Annotated in this window: 24 protein-coding genes and 2 tRNA genes; 10 read left to right on the forward strand and 16 right to left on the reverse strand. The window is 31.4% G+C overall.

Annotated elements, in window-relative coordinates; genetic code table 11:
- Positions 1-6 precede the first annotated feature (6 nt).
- The gene (locus tag WDZ41_05210) at positions 7-495 is read left to right on the forward strand and encodes a MauE/DoxX family redox-associated membrane protein (protein MEX0940734.1); all 489 of its coding nucleotides are present in this window, start codon (positions 7-9) and stop codon (positions 493-495) included.
- Between the two features lie 183 nt (positions 496-678).
- Positions 679-1,581 carry a hypothetical protein gene (locus WDZ41_05215; protein MEX0940735.1) on the forward strand — a complete coding sequence of 301 codons (903 nt, stop codon included), beginning with the start codon at positions 679-681 and terminating at the stop codon, positions 1,579-1,581.
- A 57-nt stretch (positions 1,582-1,638) separates the two neighbouring features.
- Here WDZ41_05215 and WDZ41_05220 read toward each other — a convergent pair whose 3' ends face one another.
- Both WDZ41_05220 and WDZ41_05225 read right to left on the reverse strand, forming a co-directional pair.
- Positions 1,639-2,115, reverse strand: a complete 477-nt coding sequence (locus tag WDZ41_05220; protein ID MEX0940736.1) for an FKBP-type peptidyl-prolyl cis-trans isomerase — start codon at positions 2,113-2,115, stop codon at positions 1,639-1,641.
- Between the two features lie 77 nt (positions 2,116-2,192).
- Positions 2,193-3,914 (reverse strand): hypothetical protein, encoded by a 1,722-nt coding sequence (locus WDZ41_05225; protein MEX0940737.1) that lies wholly within the window; start codon positions 3,912-3,914, stop codon positions 2,193-2,195.
- 85 nt (positions 3,915-3,999) lie between these two features.
- On the opposite strand from WDZ41_05225, the gene WDZ41_05230 reads away from it, so the two are divergent.
- On the forward strand, positions 4,000-4,701 hold the full coding sequence (locus WDZ41_05230) for an ankyrin repeat domain-containing protein (protein ID MEX0940738.1): 702 nt from the start codon (positions 4,000-4,002) through the stop codon (positions 4,699-4,701).
- A 21-nt stretch (positions 4,702-4,722) separates the two neighbouring features.
- On the opposite strand, the gene WDZ41_05235 is transcribed toward WDZ41_05230, so the two are convergent.
- From WDZ41_05235 to WDZ41_05260, 6 genes are all read right to left on the reverse strand, one after another.
- On the reverse strand, positions 4,723-5,202 hold the full coding sequence (locus tag WDZ41_05235) for an isoprenylcysteine carboxylmethyltransferase family protein (GenBank protein ID MEX0940739.1): 480 nt from the start codon (positions 5,200-5,202) through the stop codon (positions 4,723-4,725).
- A gap of 152 nt (positions 5,203-5,354) precedes the next feature.
- A complete protein-coding gene (locus WDZ41_05240; GenBank protein MEX0940740.1) occupies positions 5,355-6,263 on the reverse strand; it encodes a hypothetical protein in 909 nt (302 codons plus the stop codon).
- A gap of 135 nt (positions 6,264-6,398) precedes the next feature.
- The gene (locus WDZ41_05245; GenBank protein MEX0940741.1) at positions 6,399-6,989 is read right to left on the reverse strand and encodes a hypothetical protein; all 591 of its coding nucleotides are present in this window, start codon (positions 6,987-6,989) and stop codon (positions 6,399-6,401) included.
- Between the two features lie 85 nt (positions 6,990-7,074).
- Positions 7,075-7,923 carry a ParB-like protein gene (locus WDZ41_05250; GenBank protein ID MEX0940742.1) on the reverse strand — a complete coding sequence of 283 codons (849 nt, stop codon included), beginning with the start codon at positions 7,921-7,923 and terminating at the stop codon, positions 7,075-7,077.
- Between the two features lie 33 nt (positions 7,924-7,956).
- A complete protein-coding gene (locus WDZ41_05255) occupies positions 7,957-8,226 on the reverse strand; it encodes a hypothetical protein (protein ID MEX0940743.1) in 270 nt (89 codons plus the stop codon).
- 33 nt (positions 8,227-8,259) lie between these two features.
- Entirely contained in the window at positions 8,260-8,628 is a 369-nt protein-coding gene (locus tag WDZ41_05260; GenBank protein MEX0940744.1) for a hypothetical protein, read from the reverse strand.
- 1,034 nt (positions 8,629-9,662) lie between these two features.
- Between WDZ41_05260 and WDZ41_05265 the strand changes: the two genes are divergently transcribed.
- Positions 9,663-10,499, forward strand: coding sequence for an FkbM family methyltransferase (locus WDZ41_05265; GenBank protein MEX0940745.1), 837 nt, complete (start codon positions 9,663-9,665; stop codon positions 10,497-10,499).
- Positions 10,500-10,749: 250 nt separating this feature from the next.
- Here the strand turns inward: WDZ41_05265 and WDZ41_05270 are convergent, their stop codons facing one another.
- The 5 genes from WDZ41_05270 to WDZ41_05290 all read right to left on the reverse strand — a co-directional run bounded on the left by WDZ41_05270 (position 10,750) and on the right by WDZ41_05290 (position 14,096).
- Positions 10,750-10,992 (reverse strand): GIY-YIG nuclease family protein, encoded by a 243-nt coding sequence (locus tag WDZ41_05270; GenBank protein MEX0940746.1) that lies wholly within the window; start codon positions 10,990-10,992, stop codon positions 10,750-10,752.
- A 139-nt stretch (positions 10,993-11,131) separates the two neighbouring features.
- Positions 11,132-11,208: transfer RNA gene (locus WDZ41_05275), tRNA-Arg, on the reverse strand.
- A 308-nt stretch (positions 11,209-11,516) separates the two neighbouring features.
- Positions 11,517-11,593, reverse strand: a tRNA-Arg gene (locus tag WDZ41_05280).
- 84 nt (positions 11,594-11,677) lie between these two features.
- On the reverse strand, positions 11,678-12,415 hold the full coding sequence (locus WDZ41_05285; protein MEX0940747.1) for a TlyA family RNA methyltransferase: 738 nt from the start codon (positions 12,413-12,415) through the stop codon (positions 11,678-11,680).
- Positions 12,416-12,422: 7 nt separating this feature from the next.
- Entirely contained in the window at positions 12,423-14,096 is a 1,674-nt protein-coding gene (locus WDZ41_05290; protein ID MEX0940748.1) for a trypsin-like peptidase domain-containing protein, read from the reverse strand.
- Between the two features lie 165 nt (positions 14,097-14,261).
- Between WDZ41_05290 and WDZ41_05295 the strand changes: the two genes are divergently transcribed.
- From WDZ41_05295 to WDZ41_05320, 6 genes are all read left to right on the forward strand, one after another.
- Entirely contained in the window at positions 14,262-15,590 is a 1,329-nt protein-coding gene (locus WDZ41_05295; GenBank protein MEX0940749.1) for a glycine--tRNA ligase, read from the forward strand.
- Positions 15,590-16,168, forward strand: a complete 579-nt coding sequence (locus WDZ41_05300; protein ID MEX0940750.1) for a YqaA family protein — start codon at positions 15,590-15,592, stop codon at positions 16,166-16,168. Before WDZ41_05295 ends, WDZ41_05300 begins: the two co-directional genes overlap by 1 nt.
- 36 nt (positions 16,169-16,204) lie before the next feature.
- On the forward strand, positions 16,205-17,542 hold the full coding sequence (locus WDZ41_05305; protein MEX0940751.1) for a potassium transporter TrkG: 1,338 nt from the start codon (positions 16,205-16,207) through the stop codon (positions 17,540-17,542).
- A gap of 20 nt (positions 17,543-17,562) precedes the next feature.
- Positions 17,563-18,204: a TrkA family potassium uptake protein gene (locus WDZ41_05310; protein MEX0940752.1), complete on the forward strand. Its 642-nt coding sequence runs from the start codon at positions 17,563-17,565 to the stop codon at positions 18,202-18,204.
- Positions 18,191-18,817, forward strand: a complete 627-nt coding sequence (locus tag WDZ41_05315) for an ABC transporter ATP-binding protein (GenBank protein MEX0940753.1) — start codon at positions 18,191-18,193, stop codon at positions 18,815-18,817. Before WDZ41_05310 ends, WDZ41_05315 begins: the two co-directional genes overlap by 14 nt.
- A 77-nt stretch (positions 18,818-18,894) precedes the next feature.
- The gene (locus WDZ41_05320; GenBank protein MEX0940754.1) at positions 18,895-19,794 is read left to right on the forward strand and encodes a M48 family metalloprotease; all 900 of its coding nucleotides are present in this window, start codon (positions 18,895-18,897) and stop codon (positions 19,792-19,794) included.
- A 33-nt stretch (positions 19,795-19,827) separates the two neighbouring features.
- Here the strand turns inward: WDZ41_05320 and WDZ41_05325 are convergent, their stop codons facing one another.
- From WDZ41_05325 to WDZ41_05335, 3 genes are all read right to left on the reverse strand, one after another.
- On the reverse strand, positions 19,828-20,106 hold the full coding sequence (locus WDZ41_05325) for a hypothetical protein (protein MEX0940755.1): 279 nt from the start codon (positions 20,104-20,106) through the stop codon (positions 19,828-19,830).
- 23 nt (positions 20,107-20,129) lie between these two features.
- Positions 20,130-20,444 carry a hypothetical protein gene (locus tag WDZ41_05330; GenBank protein ID MEX0940756.1) on the reverse strand — a complete coding sequence of 105 codons (315 nt, stop codon included), beginning with the start codon at positions 20,442-20,444 and terminating at the stop codon, positions 20,130-20,132.
- Between the two features lie 135 nt (positions 20,445-20,579).
- Positions 20,580-21,827, reverse strand: a complete 1,248-nt coding sequence (locus WDZ41_05335) for an FAD-binding protein (protein ID MEX0940757.1) — start codon at positions 21,825-21,827, stop codon at positions 20,580-20,582.
- Between the last annotated feature and the right edge of the window lie 31 nt (positions 21,828-21,858).

Below are 21,858 nucleotides of genomic sequence, written 5' to 3' on the forward strand. Positions count from 1 at the left end.
ACCCGTATGAATAATTATACATTTAAAGATTTTTTACCCCTTATTATCATTTTCTCCGTAGTTATTGCATTGACAATTATTGCGCAAAGTTGGCGCGGCGATTTTAGCTGGATGAGCACAATGAACGATTTTATGGGCTTTTTCTTTATAGTTTTTGGAAGCTTCAAAGTAATCAATTTGCCTGGTTTTGTGGAAGCATATCAAACCTATGATATTGTTGCTAAGCAAAGTATTTTATATGCCTATCTTTATCCATTTATTGAACTTGGTCTCGGCCTTGCTTACTTGTATAGATTATATCCAATAGCAACTAACGTTATTACATTAATCGTTATGCTGGTAAGCAGTATTGGCGTATTTCAAAAATTACTGGAAAGAGAGCAAATTGTCTGCGCATGCTTAGGTGCTGTATTTAAAATTCCTATGACATGGGTAACGCTCACTGAAGATTTATTAATGGCAGGTATGGCATTTGCAATGTTATTAATGAGGTAAAAAACTTCAAAAAAACATCTATTGTCCTTATTTTGTGCAATTTGCTACAATAAAAGAGGTCAAATTAATTTAAAATCACCTCATAAAGTGAATATTATGTACCGATTATATTATCTTTTCACTCATATGTTAATGTTGTTGTTTCTTGCTATAAATTTAGACACATATTCATCCGAAAAATGTATGATCCTTGATAATATTAAATATTTCACCAAAAGAACCGTCATAATTAATGAAGATTCGCAATCACATCTTACCAAAAATTTACGCTATCTATTAGGCGAAATTGCAATGTACAATATTGATCAATTTTTTCAATTTCAAATGGTACCAAAAACAATAATAATTAAGAGAAAAAATAACGAGAATCAAGAAATAATATGTGGTTCCCAATGGATAGAGCCAGAAGAAATAATTATCGGCAATGCAGAAAGTTTACAAAAGCTTATTACACAACAAGAATGGGCACAAATGAATATTATTTGCTTTCTTTTTGGCCAATATGATCGGCACTTTGGCAATTTAATAATCGAAAAAGATAGCAAAAAACTCTACTTAATTGATAATGAAGCCATAGCAAATGTAAAACAATTTGTACTCGCTTATAGCTCGAATAAAGAATTAAGTTGTCCTTGGGTAGGTGGTGTGGGTGATTTTATAGCTAAAGAAACAATTTTCCCACATGAAGAACCAACAGATTTTCTTTCAGTCATTGCGGTCAAACAAGGCCCCGAAAAAATTCATGCTTCCTTTCCTGATGTTGATACTTGGACCAAACTAGATATAGATAACGGATATTGCCGCATATGGCGTAATCTTTTGTGGCGCCAATTTTATGCTTCGCAAGAAGGCATCGCCGCCCCATTTTCAGAAATTATAAGCTCCGCATTATTTAAAAAATTAAAAGCGCTTACTGCAAAAGATTTGACTTCGTTTTGGCCAGAAATACCATTTACAATGACAAAAGAAGGCCAACAGGAATATCAAGATTTAATTGAGCAATTTATACAAAAAACATTAAACCGTAGAGATATGATCGTTGAATATTTTGAAAAACATTCAGAAAAAATCAGAGAATATAAATAAAAAAAGCCCTGCACTTAACGCAGGGCTTTCAAAATTCAAAAAAAATAATTTTGTAAATTAACCAACTTTTAATAATTCCACATCAAAAATAAGATCTGCATTTGGTCGAATAACCTGCCCTGCACCACGCGTGCCGTAAGCTAGCTCTGATGGAATAAATAAGCGACGTTTTTCACCAACTTTCATAGGCATAACTCCCTCATCCCATCCTTCAATTACTTGACAAACACCAAGAGTAAAGGTAAACGGTTGCCCGCGATCTACACTGCTATCAAATTTTTTGCCAGGCTCGCCTTGTTCATTCAACCAACCAGTATAATGAACTGTCACTTGCTGCCCCTTTTTTGGCGAAGCACCAGTTCCTTCTTTAATAACTTCGTATTGCAAACCAGAATCAGTTTTTTTATGTGTCATTTTTGAAATCCTTTTTGGTTCATCTATTTTGTTGTTTTTTCTTTTATTTTTTGATTCTATCAAACCTGCTACTAAAAAAACTGGCAAGACTATTAAAGAACCAATCATTAATTTCTTCATTATTATTCCTTTTTAATATAAGATTTTTAAATGTATTCCTAAGATATCAAAGCTTATGTAATTCAACAATAGTTAACTCATGACAACTGGCATTGTCTTTTTATATAAAAAAGACAAAAATAATGCATTAATATATAATTTCGTAAAAAATTTGATTTTCTTTTCGCTAGCTTTAAGCAAAAATCGACTGCACCAAGTATCCCGAACGGAAGACAAACACCTATAAAACTATAAACGAAAAATTCTTTTGGTAAGAATGAAAACTGTTTTATCCATCGAGATACAGAAGGGAATTTTTTGCGCCATAAATTTTGTGATTCATCATCTTCTATATGATAGCTATCATTTAATAATTTCTTCACTTCTGGATCAAGAAAATCAAAGGTTGCTTTTAACAACCCACATAAATTTTTATTCTGACTAAATATTATTATTGCTAATTTTTGCTGCCAATTTAAATCTTTCCATAAATACAAAAGATTATTTAAAGAATATATTTTGATTTTACCATTAAAAAGCTTGAGCGCTTTTCTTCCAGAAGTATTCAAGTTTACTTTACTAATATTATTGTCATTTTTTCTAATACGAAATACATTAGACGAAGAAACTAAATTAGCTGAGTTTTTAAGATCATAAATTAAAATTGCATCTTCTTGTTCATATAAAAAAAATTCTTCCTGCGAATTTATAACAGATGGTCCGATAGTGCTCAAATACTCTTTTTTAGATTCACCCGTAGCAAGGTTTTTGAAATTCCAACTCAATCCTCCTCTTGCGTTACAAGCAGCTAATAAACTACCATTATCACTAAAAATAGGGTGGTAATATTTTTTAAGTTCTTCATCTTTATAAAAGGAATCATCCAAATTGTTTCTTTCAAATCCTAGCAAACCAGCTTCGTAGTCATGAACAAAGATAAAATTACTATTTTTAGTAACTAAGCCCCAAGGTTTATCAAAAATTTTAAGAATTTTATTGGCTTCTACATTAAAAATTTTCAGATAATGAAAATAATCTCTCATTTCCATTTCTTCATTACCTTTACTAAAAGAAACTACACATAATTTACCATCGTTACTTAAAGAGACCTCGTCTAAATCGGTTCTATAATATATTGTACTTTCTTGATTTCCGTTTTCTTTATTAACTTTGGTAACTTGATTGGTTTGATTATCAAGTATATATTGGTAATATTTTCCATCAATATTTTCTATATTATCAGGAAAAAGAGTTATATTCTTAATGAAATTGCCTGTATTAATATCCCAAATTGCAAGAACATTACCAGCGGCGGGTACACAAATAAAGTTATCATTAACCACTACCCGGTATATCCCTCGCGTCGGCAAAGTAAATAAAGCTTTCCCAGATTTAATATCAAACATAGAACCAATACCATTTTTTACAACAAATGCATGCTTTCCATTATTGCATAGGTGAGCATCGGTAGTTTTTGTTCCAAAGCGCTTAAACATCCCATATATAGATACAATCCAAGGAAACTTCAAGTTGGGTTCAAATTCTGTAATCGTTTTATATTCAAAACTTTCAATTGCTTTTCTATAGGCGTGATTAAAATTAATATTTGTATCAATTTTTTGAGCAGTATCAGCATTAATACTTAAATTACCTGAAAATAATCTATTGTAATTTTCTGGGCTCTTACCATAATTTATAATTGACTTAATACACAAATCACCTAATGAATTAACAGTTTTATTGTCGATAATCTCCATGGAAAAAAGAGAAATCGGAAAAAAAAGAACAACCAAAAATAAATACCATTTTCTAAATTTCATAAAAAAACCCTCATATTATCAATACAAAAATTAGTTATAATGTATCAATTTAGTCCTTGAAAACATAAAATTTTAAGAATTCATTATGAATAAAATAATTTTTTCAGGATTAATCATCACAAGCATATCAACTAACATTGTTTATTCTATGGATCAAGAAAATTTTTTAAATCAATATCAAAAAAATAATGAAAATTTAATTAATGCAGCAAAGGCAAATAATATTGAGCAGGTCAAAAAAATTTTAAATATTTTAATAGAGAAATTACATTCTCAAACAGCTTGCTTAACGGAAGTTTTCTTCTCTGCTATGCATACTGCTGCCGAAAAAAATGACGCCGAAGCTATCCATCTCCTTCTAAAGTCAGATACTCCCGATCGAATAAAAAAAATTAGCACTATCGTAGTTTTTGTAGAAGATTGTATAAATGACTATGTGCCTATTATTGAAACAATTGTAGAACATTATCCTCAATACATAAAATATCCCTGTGACCAAGAATGCTTTCTTTATGCAATACAAAATAACTTTATTAAAATGGTTAAAATAATTTTAAAACATCCACAAGCTAATCCTTTTTTGGATACAATGGACAAAGAAGACTATTATACACCGCTTGAAATAGCCCAAAAAAATAATCATACAAAAATGATTAAAATCTTAAAAAAAGCAGAAAAAAAATATATAAAAAAACTAGAGCACAAAAAAGAAAAAAGAAAAATTACTCTAAAAAAATTGAATACAGAAATTAAGGATTTAAAAAATTTCAGTAATGTTAAAAAGTAAGAGTTTTTTATGAATAAAATATTATATTTTTAGTACCCACCTTGGAACACGCTCCATATATTGCTTATAGCGAAATCCAAATTTTCTGATTAATAATGGCTCTTCTATATAAATAACGTAGTAATGTAATAACAATACTATTAAAAAAAAATAACAATACAAAAGAAAAGAACCTACATATAATGATTCTCCTAAAAGAATGACCATATAACCGAAATACATGGGATTTCGTGAATAAGAATATATATTTTTTTCAATAAAATCTTTTGGTGGCTCAGTCATCAAAGGATTGCCTAGTCCTCCCAATAAAAAAAGTCCGAAACAATAAACAAAAAGAATTGCTCCTAATAAAATAAAACTTATCCCTAAATCAGTAAGTAATATATTGTTTACGGTATTTAAATGTAATTTCTTATTCAGTAGAACAATAAAATAAGGACCAAGAATTAATCCAAAAAAAGCAATTCCAAAATTAATTAGAAATGAAACAAATCGATTCACTCATTCTCCCTTTAAGTACTATTTTTTAAATAAGTATTTTTCTATTAATTTTAATATATACAAATCTTTCTTCAGTCTAAATAGATAGTTTCATAATTATTTAGGCTGATAAATTTTTAGTGATAGCCAAATAAATTTCAGTAATTTAAATATTAGAGTATAGCAATATAATTTGCCAGTTTTGGCAATATTTCTTGCAAATCTTCCTGTAAAATAAAATCATTATCAGATAAATAATTCGGCATGCCTAAATCGATCGCAATAACAATCGCATTCGGATTATTTTTTTTATAATTAGCCAAAAATCCACAATCATCATGACTCAAGCCAAGGCAAACAATAATATCAATTTCTTGTAAATTATTAATTGTGATCGAGTTTGCCTCATCTGAATGAGTAAATATTGGTACAATTCCAGTACGTTGCTGCAATAAATCAATATTTTCCGTCAAAATATTAATATTTTTGTACTCTGCAATAAATTTTAAAGCATAGTGCGCTTCGGTTGGATTGCCATACAAGGCTTTTTTACAAAATTGAGAAAATTGACCAGTTATTTTTTTTGGATTAAATAAAATATCAGTAACAAGCTTTTTTATATTATTAAAATTAAACAATTGATTCAATTCATAAAGAGTCGGCACTTGGCTTGCAGAAATCCCAGCACCCGTATAAAAAATAAATGTTTTGTTTTGTAATAAATCGCATAATTGGTCAAAATTAATTTGCTGTGGATTGGGATCAACCAATTTTAGGGGTTCGGCAAAATAATAATCAGGAAGGCTTTCATTACGATTTTTAAAATATTTTTTGATATTTTCTAAATATTGAAAATTATAAGAACGCAATGGAATTCCAAGAAGACTTACCATAAAACTTGCTTCTTTATTTTCATATAAACAAGTAAAACTAAATTGTTTAAAAATCCAAGAAAAACTTGTTTCCCATTCTTTTGCAAGTTGCTTAACTTCCTGATCTGAAATTTTATACGGTCGTTGCAAGAGTATATTTGGATAAAGATTGAAGGTAAGTAACAAAAAATGAAGAAATATTTTTTTCATATAAGCTTTTCAATTCTAATCATTACAACAGTCTTTATTACACGCGTGAATACATAGACAGGGTAAGCAAGCAGCAGCCAAACAACACATTTTTCGATTTTTGCGGCGCATATTATTCCTTCCCTTTCCTATTTATCATAATTTATTAATTTTCATTGTTTGCAAAGTACCATAGGAATCTAATATTTTAAGTCTTTTTGCTTTCAATTCTTCTGCTGTAAGAGTATTTTGACTATCTGATGGTACTAAAAGTTCTCGCCACTCCAATCCACTGCAATTATCATTCTCAATTATCTTTCGTAACCATATCACCGCATATGTTTTAAAAATCAAGCTAGAATAACACATAGGAACATTTCTTATATTTTCAGGTTGGATACTAATTACTTTTTTAGACAAATCAAAAAATATTTCATTAAAATTCTCTTTTTGTACAGAGCTCAAAAAATTATAATCCAGCGCAATTCTTTCTTGAAAACGCGCATGCCATTTCATTGATTTTTCAGCATTCTTCTCCTCGTAATTTTTAATTACTTTGCTAAATACAGACCATACATTTCCTTTTTTTAGCTCTTTATTTGCTATTTTTACATTTAAATGTTCATATTTTTTAGGGATTGCAGCTAATACCCGGCGATCTACAGTCTTTTGATTAATATCCGGATTTACCATTTTTTTCATTGCAAAAAGTGGCATTGTAGCAAATAGCAAAATAAGCTTCTTCATTTTAACTCCTATTTTTAACATGTTTAATTTCGCATTATATTATTATATAAGTAACAATCTAACAATGGCGAAGTTTTTTATATGATTATTGATATGAATATCTACCAATATTGCCGTAATTCTGATTGATTTCTTTACGTTTTCTTTTGGTAGGTATTAAATCAAATGATGAAATCTGTTCTTTATTTAAAGCATCTGCGAGCACTGCTCGTGCTTTCTCTGTAAATTCTAGAAGCTTTTCACTATTAGGATTAACACCCCATTTATAGTCATACTCTAATCCAGCTTCATAAAGTACGCTTGCTATTTTAAATTCAATGAAAGCAAGTTCAACTTTTTTCCAAAGTTTCTTTACCCAAAGTGGATATTCTGGATCTTCTGAAGCATTAGGATCTTTAGTCCCTTCTTCTGGATTTTTATATTTCCAAGCAGTAATCGATGCAAAAAGACGATTAGGATCATCTTGCATCTGATCCCATGTATACCACCCTTCCATTGGCATGAGTACTAACCTTTTCATTCGATCAAACGGATATATATAATTTCTTTCAAGGGCTGTCTTAAAAAATTCTTGAGTATCCAAATTACTTAAGTCATCGATGACACGTACTGGAACCGTTATATCTTTATTTTGCTGAGCAGCTAAACATTCGTGATGACTGTCGACTAATATTTTTAGCCCATTCGGCCCTAAAATTATAGGTATTGCATCCTGTATACTTAAAGAACTTTTGGCATTATCAAACTGGCCTTTCGTTTGCATTAATTTTTTTGCTTTTGTAGCAACATTTTTTCGGGTAAATCTCAGTTGGCCAGGAGAAAGTTCGGTAATTGATATATATTTTTTCATGTCTTTTTTTAATATCGTTTCTTCTGAAAGTATCCAATCAAAGCAAGAAAAAAAGATTAAAAGCAACAAATATTTGTGATTCATATCTTTTTCCTTTATCAATTATGTAAGTTAATTTTAAAAATTTTTAAGTATGTCCTCAAGCGCTTGCTTTAATCTGGCATGTTCTTCTAATCTTCTTTGCTGTTCCTGTTTCATAATTTCAAGAATCTCTTTTTCCTTTTTCAATTCAAATTCTATTAATTCTTTAGACTTTAAGAATATCTCAAACCGCAAACTAGATTTTTTTAATTTATTTAGACTCGCTTTTTCATTATTTTCTTGCATAGAAAAAAGCATTGTTTGAAATGATAAACACAACATAAAAATCTTGATATTTTTCTTCATCAATAACCTCTCTTTTTTTACTCATAATTGTTATTATTTGCAACATATTTTTTCTGAACAACAATAATATGGCAAACAAAATAAAATTAGACAAAAATTTCGACTTCGTGAATATATTTTTTCTTTTAGGGAAAAAGATTCTAATTCTTCCTTAAATCTATTCGTATCTTCTCCTGAATTTTGTTGCGATGGAACAATAACTCTTTCAACTTTTAGATTTTGATTCTTTAATATTTCTTGAGCTAAAATTTCTTTTTCCTCATTGGTTTCAACGGCCATAATATTGATAAAAGAAACCAATAAAAAAACTTCCACAAACTTTATCATCAAAAAACCTTCTTTTATATTTAAAAATATCATTAGATAACGATCAATTTTTTTAGCATTTAAATTATTTTTCAATTTCAAAACGCTACAAATATTAAAATCTCCAAGCATTAGTATATATGATAATAAATATTCTCTAAACTAGAATTTCTATATAATAAATTTAATCTTTTCTTAAAAGAAATGCTGCCATACGAAGCTTTCTACTACGCTCTACGAACTTCGAAGGATAGATTAGCGAAATATGGTGCACCCTATCGGATTATTTTAGAACTTTAATTCCAGATAATAACATGCTGCTTACAGTCAAACAAATGCTGGTTGCTTAAGCTTGATCATTTAAAATACAAAAATTATTTTGTTAAAGTTGTATTAATTCGTTAATACCAAACATCATATGGAAAGAGGCTATTCTAGTTAGATTTTTTTGCTGGTCACTTGGCTGACAACAATCATAAGCTGCTTGTTCGGCTTACTAGAAATATTTCGGGAAAAATTTTTGGCGATAAAGGATATCTTTTAAATGAAAATATAATAAAAAGCTTTTATCAAAAAGAAATTCAATTTATAACAAAAGTGAGATCAAATATGAAAAATCAATTTATGAATATGATAGATAAACTATTACTTTCCAAGCGAGGTATGATTGAATCAGTCAGAGATATTCTCAAAGAACGGAGCATTCGAGACATAGAAGCGCTTGGGGGTTTTTTTTCATATTTTTACTTCTTTCACTGCTTATCAAATGAGAAAAAAAACCCTCAATCTCTACTGAATTAACAAAAAATTTAATATGCGCTTAGATCGAATTCACGTTAAAATACAAACAATGCTGTGCGTTTAAGTTAATCTTTATACTGTTTACATTATTCAGAGAGCCTATGCACAAAAGCTTATTCATAATCATAACATATCAATATCTCCCTAAATTTTGGGCCAGCTCCTTTCATTGGAAATTGAATCTGGCCGAGCAGGATGCGAAATATCAGTTTTTAGTGAAAAATATGTTGACTTTCACACAGTAAAGATGATATATATTTAAAAAAGTTGACTTTCACACAGTGAAGATGATATATATTTAAAAAAATAGATTAAAAAAAAAGGAAAAAATGCAACATAATTATAATTGCTGGTTATTAAGTATTGTCGTATGTACAACCTTTACCAACACTACATATAACAATGTAGAAAAGCTCATAAAACACTATGCAAAAAATCCTATCAAAGTTTTTATGAATTCTTCCACAGTTTCTAATCTGGGTTTTGGAAATTGTGATTCTTCACAAAATGGTGAGAACTTGGTTATTGAAACGTTTATTCGAAAAAATGATATTGTTTTAGATGTAGGAGCACATATTGGTTTATGGTCAAAAGCTGTATTAAAAGCTACCAACAATAGTTGCTCTATTTATTCCTTTGAGCCTGTACCTGATTCATACGATGTTCTTAAAAAACTAGAATCACCATTGGTGAATCGAGTTTTTACTTTTTGTTGCGCACTTGGCAAAGAAGAAAAACAAACGACAATGAATTATTTTTTTGTTCGAGGATCTGATTGTAGTACTTTATTTGAAAGACCAATCTTATCTGATGTTCCAGTATGTAAAATTATAGTAGACGTAACTTACTTAGATAAGTTTTCTGAAGAGAATAACATTCAACATATTAATTTCTTGAAAATAGACACCGAAGGCGCTGAGCTGAATGTTATTCATGGGGCTCGAAAGCTTCTTGAAAATAATAAAATTGATATCATTCAATTTGAATATGGAGGAACTTATCCTGATGCAAATATTACACTGAAAGAAGTGTATAATTACTTATTATCACATAATTATACACTTTTTAGAATTGTTTCTAATGGCTTAATTCATATTGCTGAATGGGTTGAATCATTAGAAAATTTCCAATATTCAAATTACCTAGCATTGAAAAATATTGCCTGATAGTAACCCTATAGTTAAATTATTTTTTTGATGCATACCCTATTAACCCCAATGCCTAGAGAACAATTTTTCGTGCCAGCCGCCTTGTCCGGCGTAGTCTTGGCGAAAGCCCAAAATGCATAAAGTTTTAAATTAAGTCCAGCCTTCTTCGCGTTTCGCTTACGCCGGCGGACAGCTTTCGTCTTTATTTTGTAAATTTCACTGCTTTCTTAAAATTTAACCTTTAAAAAATTGCTCCCGCCAGCTGAAGCTACAGCAATCTCTTATCTCTAAATGCTCGGCCAGAATGCGATTTTAAATATTTCTCAAATTCAATCGCTTTTTCTTTATTGCTAAATGCTAAGTACATAACCAATTGCCAAGGTTTATATTTCTCTGTGTGAGTAGTAGTACCATTATTATGATTAGATAGACGTTTTTTTAAATCTTGTGTGTGACCTATATATATTTGGTCAGCATGACTTATAGATTGAATAATGTATACATAATACATTTAAATTCTCTTAAAAACTGGCGTGCAAATCCGTCGTCGCCTTACGGCTATACCGGACAGGCTTCGCACTTTTCTATAAAAATTATTTTTTTCTACCTTAGCTAATGCCTGCTAGGCGTAGCCCTTTATGGGCGAAGCCTGGTGTGCCCGACCGGAATCGAACCGGTGACCTACAGATTAGGAATCTGTCGCTCTATCCTACTGAGCTACGGGCACGAAAATTTTTAAAAGATAAAAAATAGTTGTTGCTTGAACTTATGGTTTGGCCAAATAGTTGATTTTCTGTTTAGCTTTTTCTTCTATTGACTCATTTAAAAAAACTGGCCGTGCCAGCTGAAGCTTTCTACTACGTTCTTCGAACTTCGAAGAACAAGTTAGCGAATAGAAATTCATTTAACTAGCCTTACTACGCTCTACGAGCTTCGAAGGGCATACTTCGCTTTTTTATATCAAAGTAGTTTTTTATTTATTTATAATTATTCCATTAATAAGTTGGCCGTGCCAGCTGAAGCCTTGGCGAAAGCTGGTGCGCCCGGCAGGAATCGAACCTGCAACCTTCAGATTCGAAGTCTGACGCTCTATCCTATTGAGCTACAGGCGCAAAATCTAGTTAAAGTTGTATCAAAAAAAATAAAAAATGGCTAATTTGTAAGACTCATATATACGTAAATATATCATAAACTTATTATTTTGTACGAATAAAATAGGCTAAGAATTCTTTATTTCCGGTCGCGCCTTCGATAGGTGATTCAATCACTCCCTGGCAAATAAAATCATGCTGTTCTATACCTTTTACCACCTTATCGATTATTTCTTGATGCAATTTTGGATTTTTAATGATACCCCCACGGCCTACTTGTCCTTTTTCAGCTTCGAACTGTGGTTTAATGAGCACAATAAGCTGTCCATTTTCTTTAAGTATATTATGAATGACATCCATTACTTTTAATACTGAAATAAAAGATAAATCTAACGTTATTAAATCAATTTTTTCAGGAAGTGGCCCTAAATGCCGTAAATTCGTACGCTCCATCACAATTACACGAGAATTAGTACTGATTTTTTCATGCACTTGACCATAACCAACGTCAACACCATATATTTTTTTTGCGCCGCGCTGAAGCAAACAATCAGTAAAGCCACCGGTCGAAAGGCCTGCATCTAAAACAGTTAAATTAGTCACATCAATATTAAAATGATCAAGAGCTTTTTCTAATTTAAAGCCTGCACGCGAAACGTATTTTGGTTCTTCTAAATCTATTTTTATTTTGGCATCATCAGTTATTTGCGTTCCTGGCTTAGAGATCATTTTACCATCAATAGTAACTTTGCCTTGCATGATTAAACTTTGAATGTGAGTACGGCTCAATGCAGGATGTAACTCCTGTATTGCTTGATCTAATCTTTTTTTTTCTTTTTTCATAATTACATTACGCAGGCATTGCAACGTCTGAGTTGATGGGCACCATTGGCACTTGATTATCGGCAAGCATCATATTATGTGCCGGTTCGTTAGTAATACCCGCTTTGGCAACTAGTGTTTGCATAGTTGGCGATAATGGAAAAAAATAATCTTTAGCAAGACGGATATCATCATGTAATACTTTTTTAAACGGGCATACCACAAACACACCATCGGTTGTTTCGATCGTTAAGTTTTCAGATGTTAGGCCTTTGAATAATGCTTGCCGCATATCATCCATGGTTTTTACGCGTTCATCATTGACTTTTTTGAGTACTGCTCCAGGCATTAATGCACGAGATCGATGCGCTTGTGAATCAGGAAATATATGCGTAATAATAAGTGCTGATTCCATTTGATGTTTCATTTCTGTGTATTTCGCTAAACTTGGTGCCATATTAATCAGCGCTGGCAAATGATTAATGGTTAATGGCTGAATAACCATGCCGGCAACTATTTCATAATCAATTGCTTCAAAACCGGGATAAATTTTACGAATCGGTAATAATTCTGATTGATCAAACAATAATGAAATATCTTGTCGTTTACCATTACGATAAATTACCAGATGAACTTCTTGCCCTAACTTTAATTGCGAAACATAATCGATGATAGAAATTTTATCTTCATTCCACGCAAGTTCACCATAAATATCAATTTTATGACCATTAATTTCGTAAATCATATCGCCACGCTTGATGCCAGCTCGAGATAACGGACTTCCCTTGTAAACATTAACTACATAAAGCCCACCAGGACCAGGATTTCCTAAATAATTTGTTAAACTTTCACTCGCATTATTGAATAAAATTCCTAAAAATGGTTTACGTAATAATCGTACCGTCCGTAAATCATCTAATATTACTTTAAGTTCATTGATAGGAATAACATAACCAATATTTTGCGCATCAGGTGCATACATAGTATTAATACCGACCACACTTCCTCTTCTATCAATTGAAGGACCACCTGAATTACCAGGATTTATTGGTGCATCAATTTGAATTAAATGTGATTCTCGTCCACTCACTACCCCTACCGTACTTTTTAAACCTTGCTGGCCTAACGGATATCCTAATGTCATAATTTCATCGGCTCGATGTATAAAATCAGAATCACCCAAATTAAGATAAGGAACATCACCAAGAATGGATTTAATTTTATCTAAACCTTCTGGACGTATTTTTAATAAAGCAAGATCACGTTCTGGGCTGACACCTACAACATCAACATCAATTTGATGCTTACCTAATGAAGGAATTTGTATCCATACCGATTTTGCTTGATCAATAACATGCGCATTCGTAATAATTTCACCATCTTTATTAATAAAAAAACCACTTCCGGTGGTTTGGTATTGATGCGGTGTTCTATATGGTTGTAATAAATCTACTGCCGCAACTTGTGAAAAAATTTGTGCAACCGTATCTTTTACTTTTGCTTGTAAATCACTCCATGTTGCACTTGGGCTTACAATACGCTCAACAATTTCTGTTCTTGGTGATTGCTGTACGTCAATAGTACTTGATTTCAATAATTGACGAAGTTCTTGTTGATCACGTTGTAATTTAACTACAAATAAAACCGCTCCAAAAGACATAAAAGTTACGGTTATTATACCGACAATATGCCATAATTTCATATTAACCCTATCAAAACAATAGTAAAATTAATGCACTCAAATAGCCAATTTTCCTCAGTTTAGCATACTCCTTAATTAAAACTAGTACCGTATTTATCGTATTAGTTGCCAAAGAGAAAGCATCGGTTTAGACTAATAATCTCAAACCTCGTACAAGGAGTCTTTATGAGTTCAATAACATCAACCGTAACACTTGAAAAATTAATTTCATTTTGTAAACGTAGAGGGTTTGTTTATCAATCTGCTGAAATTTACGGTGGATTAAATGGGCTATATGATTTTGGTCATCTTGGCACATTACTCAAAAAAAATATACGTACCGCATGGCTCCAATCAATTTATGCTGCACAAGATAATATTTTTCTTTTTGAAGGCTCTCTTCTTAGTCCTGAAGCAGTTTGGCAAGCGTCCGGTCATTTAGAACACTTTCACGATCCAATGGTTGATTGCCTTAGTTGTAAACGTCGTTATCGCGCAGATGATATCGATCTTAGCAAAGCATGTCCTCATTGTGGAAAAAAAGAATGGACTGATATACGTAGTTTCAATATGATGTTTAAAACACAAGTAGGTGCTTCAATAGAACATGCAACTACCGCATATTTACGACCAGAAACCGCCCAATCGATCTTTATAAATTTTAAAAATATTATTTCTACAAACCGTACAAAACTACCATTTGGTGCGGCACAAATTGGCAAAGCATTTCGTAATGAAATTAATCCAAAACATTTTTTGTTTCGCATGCGCGAGTTTGAGCAAATGGAACTTGAATGGTTTTGCAAAGAAGAAAATGCCCAATACTATTTTGATTTTTGGTGTAAACATCGTCTTCAATTTCATTACACAATTGGATTAAGTAAAGATAAATTACGATTACGCTCATATGAAAAAGATGAACTTTCTCATTATTCAATGGCAACTTCAGATATTGAATATGAATTTCCTTTTGGTTGGAAAGAACTTGAAGGCATAGCCCATAGAGGCTCATTTGATTTAACCCAACATAGTAATTTATCAGGTAAAGAATTATCGATTTATGATGAAGAAACCAAAGAATCATATATTCCTCACGTGATTGAATCATCAGTTGGTGTCGATCGCCTCTTTTTGACTTTATTATTTGACGCTTACCATGAAGAAAAAATCGAGAATGAAATTCGCATTGTGCTTAAGCTAACACCACAAATGGCTCCAATAAAAGCTGCTTTTTTGCCTTTGACTAAAAAACAAACTGAGCCTATGCATGCCATTTATAAGGAAATAAAAAAAGAATATCCTCATATTACATTTGATGAAACCGGTTCAATAGGAAAACGCTATCGGCGGCAAGATGAAATTGGTACGCCAGTGTGTTTTACTTATGATTTTGAAAGTGAAGCAGATAATACCGTAACAATGCGCGATCGAGATTCAATGAAGCAAGAGCGCATGTCTATTGATCAAATAAAAAATTATATAAAAACCATGCTACAAAAAAAGGAAAATGGGTAATGAAGTTAATTCGGCAAAGCTATGATTGGATGGGTAGACAAGTTCATACTCCGTATGCTACGCATATTTTAGCATTGCTTTTTTTTATTGAAGCAACTATTTTTTTTATTCCGGTAGATCCTTTACTAATTCTTTACTGCGTTGAACATCGTGATCGATCATGGTTTTATGCATTAATTGCCACTTTAGCTTCAGTAATCGGTGGTATTTTTGGCTATGCGATTGGTTTTACATTATGGCAAACTATAGGAAATTTTATTGTAACCTATATTATTTCACCCGTTACTTTTGCAAAAGCAGTTCACTGGTTTGCTGAATACGAAACACCAGCAGTATTAATTGCAGGATTCACGCCAGTGCCATATAAAGCAGTAACAATTGGAGCAGGGTTTTGCAAATTGCCCCTTTTACCTTTTATTGTATATTCACTCATTGCGCGCGGCGCACGATTTTTTCTGTTAGCACTTATAATTCGCACTTGGGGCGTATCTATTAAAGAATATATTGACCGCTATTTTAATATACTTGTAATTTTATTTATGATATTAATACTTGGTGGAATCTGGCTTATTAAATAATGGAAAAGGCAAAAAAAAATTCAAAGGAAGAATTAAATGCCCCCCAAAAAAATTGCACATTTTTCTCCCGGTCGCATTATCCTTTTATCAGTATTGGCGGCTATCTGTATTGGAACTATTCTATTATTGCTTCCAATTTCTCGGCGGGAAAATATATCAATTATTGATATATTTTTTACTGCCACCTCTGTTACTTGTGTGACCGGTTTGCTTACGGTGCCATTAAGTAGTTTTACGCCATTTGGACAAGTAGTTATTATGTGTCTGATGCAAATTGGTGGTCTTGGCCTGATTACTATGACTATTTTTATATTATCGGTTTTTGTACAACTTGGCCTTACTACACAGCTATTAGCCGGTCAAATGTTAGAATTAGAATCTTGGAAAAATATTCGCAGCTTACTACTGTTTATTATTCAATTTACCTTCGCTTTAGAATTATTAGGCGCAATTGGTATTTTCTTTTCAATATGGCACGATTTCCCATTGGAGTATGGGTTTTTTTATTCTTTTTTTCATGCAATTTCTTCTTTTTGTGATGCAGGATTTACTTTATTTCCAAACGGTCTTATTCCGTACAATCGAAATATTTTATTACTTACTATTACGGCAATTTTAATGTTTTCTGGTGGTCTTGGATTTATCACTTGGCATGAAATTATGGATTATATAAAAGCAATGATATTTAAAAAAAGAAGATTTTTTTCTTTGTACACAAAAATTGTGCTTTCTACTTCATTCTCTTTGATTTTTAGTACTTCAGTTCTTTATTGGATTTTAGAAAGAAATAATGCATTCCATGCAATGAATCCATTTATTGCTTTTTGTAATACTGTATTCAATGCAATTGCAAGTAGAAGTACCGGCTTTATTACAGTACATCCAACGGAACTTCAAGTCGCTACTTTATTTGTGGTTATGATTATTGCCTTTATTGGTTCATCACCCGGCTCCACTGGAAGTGGTATAAAAACAACTACTTTTGCTATTTTTTTGGCAACCGTTCATGCCGCAATTTCTGGCAGAACAACAGTTCAAATTAAAGGACGACGCATCGCACGTGATCAAGTATATAAAGCATTAGCAGTTATATCTTTAAGCCTGGCATGGATTATTTTAACTATTTTTTGCTTACTTATTACTGAACGTAGTTGGGAGTTTTTTGATATTGTATTTGAAGTAATTTCAGCATTTGCTACTCTCGGTTTATCAACCGGTATTACTCCATATTTATCAGTTATAGGGAAATTATTTATTATGACTACTATGATTATCGGCCGTATTGGTTCATTAACTATCATTCTTGCCCTACGCAAAAAACGTGCTGAAAAACAAGAATATCAATATCCCGAAGAACGCGTAATGTTAGGATAAAAAAGTAAATAAGGAATTAAATGAAATTTTGTGTAATTGGTCTTGGACGATTTGGGTATCAAGTAGCAACTACTCTCGCAGAAAATGGCATGGAAGTTTTAGGAGTAGATTCACATGAATCTATAGTATCCTCTATTCGTGATTATATTACCCATGCAGTCACACTACAAGTGAACGATGAAGTTTCGTTACGTTCCATAGGTGTTGATGAAATGGATACCGTTATTGTAGCAATGGGTGAAAATTTTGCCGGATCCATATTAATCACTGCCTTACTTAAAAAGAAACTTCACATTCCCCTCGTCATTACTCGTGCGGTCAATGAAATTCATAAAGAAATTTTAATGCTTATTGGTGCTGATCGGGTTATATTGCCAGAGCAAGAAATTGGTGCTAAATTAGCTGACAATTTAAGCTTGCCTTTTTCCGTTTTATCACGAGTCACTAAACGCTTTTCGATAGCTCAAATTACTACACCTGGTAGTTTTGTTGGTAAACATTTAGATGATCTTAATTTATATAAACAATATCGTATCAACTGCGTAGGAATAAAAAAAGAAGATGAGATCATGCCAGTCGATCCACATTATACTATCGAAGAAGATGATAATCTTATTCTTGCAGGCAATAATAAGGATCTTGAAGCTCTTGGTAAACTGTAAATCTCCTTTACTTGAATTAATTGAATTAAGTATTACTTATCCACATACCAAGCAACCCATTATCAATTCATTTTCTTTGAAAATTAATCGTGCAAATATTATTGGCATTATTGGTGATAACGGCTCAGGCAAAACAACTTTGCTTAAAACTATTGCGCGCTTAATTCCTATTTACAACGGAAAAATTATTTATCACACGAATAAAATTGGCTATGTGCCTGAAAATTGTATGTTATGCCCCTATGCTACCGCCTATGATATTTTATATTATAACCTGAAGCTCGCTCAGATTGAGCATAATATTGAAAATCGAATTGATGCACTTTTAGAACAGTTTAATTTAACAAATTATAAACACCAAAAAATAGCAACTTTTTCTAAAGGCATGCGACAACGCGTTGCTTTTGCACAAGCAATTGCCCATGATCCGGAACTTATTTTACTCGATGAGCCTTATTCTGGATTAGATAAAACATCAAAAGAAATTATCAATAACTTAATTATTGAACAAAATAATAGGGGATGTTCTTTTCTTATATCAGCCCATGAAATTGCTACAAATAATTTCCATTACCTCATCGACTTAAATAAAAATGACAAGCTGAAACAATAGTCGCACTTGTGCTAATTTTCAAATTAATTATAATTAAACTTATAGAGACTAATATAAATTCTTAAAGAAAAATCAAAATGAAAAAAATTGTTTATATTTTTTTGTGTATAAATTTTCTACTCTCTTCCTTATGCATTAATGCAGGAATTATCGATGTAATTCAATGGACAATAGCCTGCGGATGGCCAACATTTAGAGGACTCGTTGGAGCTGAACAAATATTAGATTATCATCTTAAAAAACTAGATATTAGCAGGGAAAAAGAAGCTCCCGAAAATGTACAAGATTATGTTCATGAGTCATTAACTCCTGTTTTAAAAAATGCTCAAGAACTTAAGGTATTTATCTGGCCTGATAAAGGAATTCGAGATTATGCAGCTGATCTGAATAGCATCTATATCGGCATAAATCCAACAACAAAAAAAACAATGCTGGAAGAACTTCTTGAAAAAAGAGAAAGCAATGAATTGACCGATGAAGATCATAAAAATTTTTCCATGATTAATTGGGTTTTACATCATGAAGCTAACCATATTATTAACAAAGATAAATATACAAAGACAATGGCTAACTTTATAATTCCTACTATTACCTGGCTTGGATTTAAAAAATTAAAAAATAGGATGAATCATATACCTTATTTTAACCCTTTGACTGCAATTCCTTTTGCAATAGGTTTAGCAATATTAAATAGAGAATTACTTAATGCCTATAGTCGTTATATAGAATATCAAGCAGATCGAGTGCCAAATGATAAAGAACTCTTAAATGGTGGTATTAGATTCATGGATCTTGAAATACAAAAAGAGCCTAAGCTAATAAAATTTTTCGAAAATGAGATAAAAACAACTATACCTGAAAATCGTCAAAAAATAGCTGCGTTTGCAATAAAATTCGTAAAGTGGTTCAGCTATGATCATCCAACAAATGAAAATCGTAAAACACAACTTGAAAAACAATTGAAAAAATTAGATTAATCAATTTAAATAATTCTTATTTATAAATTAAAATCAGGCATCACTATCTTTTTTTGTGTTTCTTCTTTGTCTTAAATCAGAATATCTTTTCTTTTTATATAAATTATCACTGTTATGGTCTTGTGATGCCTTCATTTGTTGTACTCTTTGAATTGCTGATAGTTTTGGTTCTTTAACGCCGTTATCTTTTGATTCTATTGCAAATCCAATAATTTTTGGTATATTATTCGATTTTTTTTCCATTGCTAATGTAACAATAAAGTTCATATTAAAAAACAAAAGAAAAAAGGCTTTATTAATTATTTTATACATTACAATCTCTTTATTTTAAATTGTTAATTATTACCTGAATGATTATGAAATAAAATATTATGAAAATAATCTTCAAAGCCGCTTAAATTAGAATCTTTGTCTTTGCTTAATAAATTCATTTCTCTTTTACATTTAGAACATATCTTGGCTGTAGCTTCATCTTGCACTTTTGATTGCGAGTTGTTTTCTTCATGTATTTGGCATTCTTTTAATTGCTCTTGTAGTTTCCAAAGCGCATTCTCAGAATTTTCCATTGTAAACGCAAATCTGCTCGTCATGCCTAGAATTAATAAAATCAAAACGTTCTTACTTATTTTTTTATTAATTTTGAATTTCATATTTTCTTTCCTTTAAAAAAAGTAAAATTTTTTAGTTAAAAATCAATCATATCAAAAAAATATAATATGTAAGAGCATAATATAATCAGTATTCGGTTGTTTTTTTTTCAGAATCTTTAAAAAACTTAAATATATCTACCATCCAAAAACCCTTTTGGTAAAGTTATTCGAAAACATCCCATTCAGATCTAATTTTTTTCTCACATCAATAAATTTAGTTAAATTCTCTCCATATAACTTAAAGGCATCTTCATACGTTAAATAATTTAATTTTCCCCAATGAGGCCGCCCATTAAATGGTAACAATGTTTTATAGAACTCTTTATAAAAAGGCATGAATTTTTCTTGAACTGGAGTAGTTACACTTATAAATACCACATCCCGGCCTGCAGCTGGGCTCAAATACATATCCTTTTCTGCATTAACAAAACGGCATAATATGCCATCAATACTTACTCCTTTTTTCTTATATTCCTTAATTAATTTTTGTACTGCCTCAACTGCCGGCACTAATATTTCTTGTTTTACTGCTATTTCTTCTTCTAAATATAATGGTGATGGCTGCCCTGAAAGAACTTTATACCCATATTCAATATTTTTTGATTGCGTATCGGTATTCAATATTTTTGAAAACCAAGTTGTACGCGATTTCTCAGTTTTATTAAATATATCGACTGCAACTTCATTAGAATCTGCATAGAGAAAAAAAGAAAAGAAATCATTATTCTTGTGTAAATTTGGATACTCATGACTTATGATTTTCCAATCAGTTGTATAATGAATATGGCTTACCCAAAATAATGGCACGCATTGCAAGGTTACGGCATAAATTATCCCTAAAGAACCGATAGTCATACGGCAAGCGGAAAACCATTCAGCATGAGAAGTTTTTGAAACTTCGTATATAGAGCCATCTGCCGCAAGTAATTCTATTTTTATTACAAAATCGGCCATAGTACCAGTATTACCGGATCCGTGTGTTGCCGTTGAGACAACGCCCGCGATACTTTGTTCAGTAATTGCTGGTTGATTGGGCAATGCCAATCCATTATTGGCTAATACTTTTATGAGATCTTTTAATTTTATTCCTGCTTGCACACGGATCTGTTTTTTTTCTTTATCAATTACAAGCACACGATTTAAATGGTCTGTATTAAGCAAATAACCATCAGTGCACAAAATATCGGTCCATGAATGCCCGGTGCCAATTGCCCGTATTGTTTTCTTCTCAACCGCTGCTTTCTTTATAATTTCTTTTAAATGTTCAAGATTTCGTGGTTTTATAATTTGTTGCGGATTACACGTTAAATTACCTGCCCAATTTGTCCATTCATCCGCGGCTAACATGGGAAAAAGAAAAAAAAATAACATATAAATAATCATCCTTCTCCTATTTTTATCTTCAAGTGACTAT

This window comes from Candidatus Babeliales bacterium, assembly GCA_040879965.1.
Taxonomy (GTDB): Bacteria; Babelota; Babeliae; order Babelales; family JACPOV01; genus JBBDJI01.